4 protein-coding genes are annotated in these 3,693 nt (G+C 71.9%); 1 reads left to right on the top strand and 3 read right to left on the bottom strand.

Annotated features, from left to right (window positions below; genetic code table 11):
- Positions 1-170, bottom strand: a 170-nt coding sequence (locus tag GL263_RS23315) for a DUF2510 domain-containing protein (protein ID WP_182857715.1), incomplete at its 3' end; no start/stop codon positions are given.
- A gap of 342 nt (positions 171-512) precedes the next feature.
- On the opposite strand from GL263_RS23315, the gene GL263_RS23310 reads away from it, so the two are divergent.
- Positions 513-995, top strand: coding sequence for an SsgA family sporulation/cell division regulator (locus GL263_RS23310; protein ID WP_182857714.1), 483 nt, complete (start codon positions 513-515; stop codon positions 993-995).
- A 47-nt stretch (positions 996-1,042) separates the two neighbouring features.
- Here the strand turns inward: GL263_RS23310 and GL263_RS23305 are convergent, their stop codons facing one another.
- Positions 1,043-2,410 (bottom strand): FAD-binding oxidoreductase, encoded by a 1,368-nt coding sequence (locus GL263_RS23305; RefSeq protein ID WP_182857713.1) that lies wholly within the window; start codon positions 2,408-2,410, stop codon positions 1,043-1,045.
- A 160-nt stretch (positions 2,411-2,570) separates the two neighbouring features.
- A partial coding sequence (hppD, locus tag GL263_RS23300; protein ID WP_438947995.1) for a 4-hydroxyphenylpyruvate dioxygenase occupies positions 2,571-3,693 on the bottom strand: 1,123 nt, incomplete at its 5' end.

Here is a 3,693-nt window from a genome sequence, read left to right as displayed (position 1 = left end):
ACGCCGGGCGGGGGCTCCGGCATGGGTTCGCCGGCAGCCGGCGCGGGTCGGCTGGTCCCCGGGACCCAGGCCGCACCGTCCCAGTAGCGGATATATCCCGGGATGGACGGATCGGGGTAATAACCCGCGGTGGTGCTGCCGTTGGCAGATCCTGAGGGAGGCGCGCTCATCAGTCCGGTCCCGTATCTACTTGGCCACAGGGTGTGCGTCGCTCGCCGGATGCCAGCGCATCACGGCTGCGGGGTCAACATCTACCAGAATGCCGCCGCCCGGCGCCCGGCCCACCGCGTCTTCCGTTCCTCCGGCCGCCCGGGCTCCCGTGTCCGGGGGCCCCGTCACGCGGCGCCGCGTGGCGCGGCACGGCGTGGTGACGGCCTGTTCGCCGTGCTCAGGGCGGCTCGGAGCGGTCACCGGAAAGCGGAGCGAGAAATTCCCGCGAAACCCGCGTAATGATCCGCGACCGGTCCTCTCTCCATCTGTGCGAGACACGACCGGGAGAGAGGATGCCCACGATGGAGACCGTCATCGAACGTGAGATGGAACTGCGGCTGGTGGTCACGCGGGACCGCAGCGTCGGAGTGCCGGCGAGGTTCACCTACCGCACCGGCGACCCGTACGCCGTGCACGTCTCGTTCCACATCGACACGCCGCAGCCGGTGCACTGGACCTTCGCCCGGGAGCTGTTGGTGGAAGGGGTGTTCCGGCCCTGCGGGCACGGCGACGTGCGGGTGTGGCCGACGAAGGTGAAGGGGCGGAACGTGGTCTGTCTCGCGTTGACCTCCCCGGACGGTGAGGCGCTGGTCGAGGCGCCCTCGGTGCCGCTGGCGGCGTGGCTGGAGCGCACGCTGCGGGTGTTGGCGCCCGGTGACGAGGAGTCCGAACTGGGTATCGACGAGGGTCTGGCGGCGCTGCTCGCGCCGGCAGGCGGCGGCGAGGACCCGTTCCCGTTCGACGGCCGGCCGGCGGCGGACGACCCCGGCGAGCCGGGCGCGTGACCGCCCCGGCCGGGCGGCCCGGCCGCCCTCCGCCCACGCCGTACCGCTCAGAAGAGCTTGCCCGGGTTGAGCAGTCCGAGCGGGTCGAAGACCTCCTTCACCCCTCGCTGGAGCTCGATCCCGACCGGGCCGATCTCCCGGGCCAGCCACTCCTTCTTCAGCAGCCCGACGCCGTGCTCGCCGGTGATGGTGCCGCCGAGTTCGAGGCCGAGCGCCATGATCTCGTCGAAGGAGCGGCGGGCCCGGGCGGACTCCTCGGGATCGGCGGCGTCGAAGCAGACGGTGGGGTGGGTGTTGCCGTCGCCGGCGTGCGCGCACACGCCGATGGTCAGCCCGTGGCGGTCGGCGATGGCGGCGACGCCCTCCAGCATGTCGGCGAGCCGTCCGCGCGGCACGCACACGTCGTCGATCATCGTGGTGCCCTTGACCGCCTCCAGCGCGACGAGCGCCGAGCGCCGGGCCTTCATCAGCAGTTCGGACTCGGCGGCGTCCTCCGCGGGGACCACCTCGACGGCGCCGGCCGCCTCGCAGAGCCGGGCGACGGCCCGCAGGTCGGCCGCCGGGTCGGGGGTGTCGAAGCCGGCGAGGAGCAGTGCCTCGGTCGTCTCCGGCAGGCCCATGCGGGTGAGGTCGTTGACGGCCCGCAGCGTGGTGCGGTCCATCAGTTCGAGTACGGCCGGGGTGTGCCCGCCGGCCATGATGCGGCAGACGGCGTCGCCGGCGGCCCGCGCCGAGGGGAACTCGGCGGCCAGGACGAGGGTCTGCGGCGGCCGGGGGCGCAGCGCGAGCACCGCCTTGACCACCACGCCCAGGCTGCCTTCGGAGCCCACAAAAAGCCGGGTGAGGTCGTAGCCGGCGACGCCCTTCGCGGTGCGGCGGCCGGTGCTCAGCAGCCGCCCGTCGGCCAGGACGACCTCCAGGCCGAGCACGTACTCGGCGGTGACCCCGTACTTGACGCAGCACAGCCCGCCGGACGCGGTGCCGATGTTGCCGCCGATCGTGCACTGCTCCCAGCTGGAGGGGTCCGGCGGATAGCACAGGCCGTGCTCGGCGACGGCGCGGGAGAGCGCCGCGTTGACGACGCCCGGTTCGACGACGGCGATGCGTTCGACCGGGTCGATCTCCAGGACGCGGTCCATCCGCAGCAGCGACAGCACGATGCAGCCGTCGGAGGCGTTGGCGCCGCCGGACAGGCCGGTGCGGGCGCCCTGCGGCACCACGGGTGTGCGGGTGGCGGTCGCGGTGCGCATGACGTGCTGGACCTGCTCGACCGTTCTCGGCAGGACGACCACGCCCGGCTCGCCGGGCGGGCAGAAGCCCGCCATGTCGCCGGCGTAGGCACGGGTGACGTCGGGGTCGGTGAGCACCGCGTCGGCCGGGAGTCCGTCCAGCAACCGCTCGATCAGGTCCGCCATGCGCCCAAGCCTCGCACCGCGGGGCCCGCCCGACAACACCCGACCCGCGCCTGTGGAAAACTCGGCGACCGGCCCCGCACAGCCGGCCGGCCCCGGCGGAACTGGCGTCCCGCCGGGGCCGGTTGAGGCGTCTCGGAGACCCGCCCGACGCAGGCGGGCGTCACAGGTTGCCGCGGCGCTCCTGCTCGCGCTCGATGGCCTCGAAGAGCGCCTTGAAGTTGCCCTTGCCGAAGCCCATCGAGCCGTGCCGCTCGATCATCTCGAAGAAGACCGTCGGCCGGTCCTGCACCGGCTTGGTGAAGATCTGGAGCAGGTAGCCGTCCTCGTCGCGGTCGGCGAGGATCTTCAGCTCGCGCAGCTCGTCGATCGGCACCCGGGTGTCGCCCACCCACTCGCCGAGCGTGTCGTAGTAGGTGTCCGGCACGTCGAGGAACCGCACACCGGCGGCGCGCATGCTGCGGACGGTGGAGACGATGTCGTTCGTGGCGAGCGCGATGTGCTGGACGCCGGGGCCGCCGTAGAACTCCAGGTACTCGTCGATCTGCGACTTCTTCTTGGCGATGGCCGGCTCGTTGATCGGGAACTTCACCTTCTTGGTGCCGTCCGCGACCACCTTCGACATCAGCGCCGAGTACTCGGTGGCGATGTCGTCGCCGACGAACTCCTTCATGTTGGTGAAGCCCATGACCCGGTTGTAGAAACCGACCCACTCGTTCATCTTGCCCAGCTCGACGTTGCCGACGCAGTGGTCGACGGCCTGGAACGTGCGCTTGGCGGGCGGCGCCACGATCGGCTCGGCGGCGACGTAGCCCGGCAGGTAGGGGCCGTCGTAGCCGGAGCGGTCGACGAGGGTGTGGCGGGTCTCGCCGTAGGTGGCGATCTGCGCCAGCACGACGGTGCCGTGCTCGTCCTTCAGCTCGTACGGCTCGGTCAGGCCGGTGGCGCCGTGCTCGACGGCGTGCGCGTAGGCCTTGCGGGCGTCCGGCACCTCGATGGCGAGGTCGACGACGCCGTCGCCGTGCGCGGCGACGTGCTCGACGAGGAAGCGGCCCTGGTCGGTGGTCGCCTTGATGACCGAGGTGAGGACAAAGCGCGCCGCGCCGGACTCCAGCACGTAGTTGGCGGTCTCCCGGTTGCCGTTCTCCGGTCCGGAGTAGGCGACGAGCTTCATCCCGAAGGCGGTCGAGTAGTAGTGCGCGGCCTGCTTGGCGTTGCCCACGGCGAAGACGACCGCGTCCATGCCCTTCACCGGGAAGGGGTCGTCCTGGCGGGGGGTCTGGAGG

It is taken from the genome of Streptomyces durbertensis, assembly GCF_014156695.1.
In the GTDB taxonomy this organism is placed as follows: Bacteria; Actinomycetota; Actinomycetes; order Streptomycetales; family Streptomycetaceae; genus Streptomyces; species Streptomyces durbertensis.
Note: the sequence above shows the minus strand (reverse complement) of the source record. Positions and strands in the feature narration are given on the sequence as shown.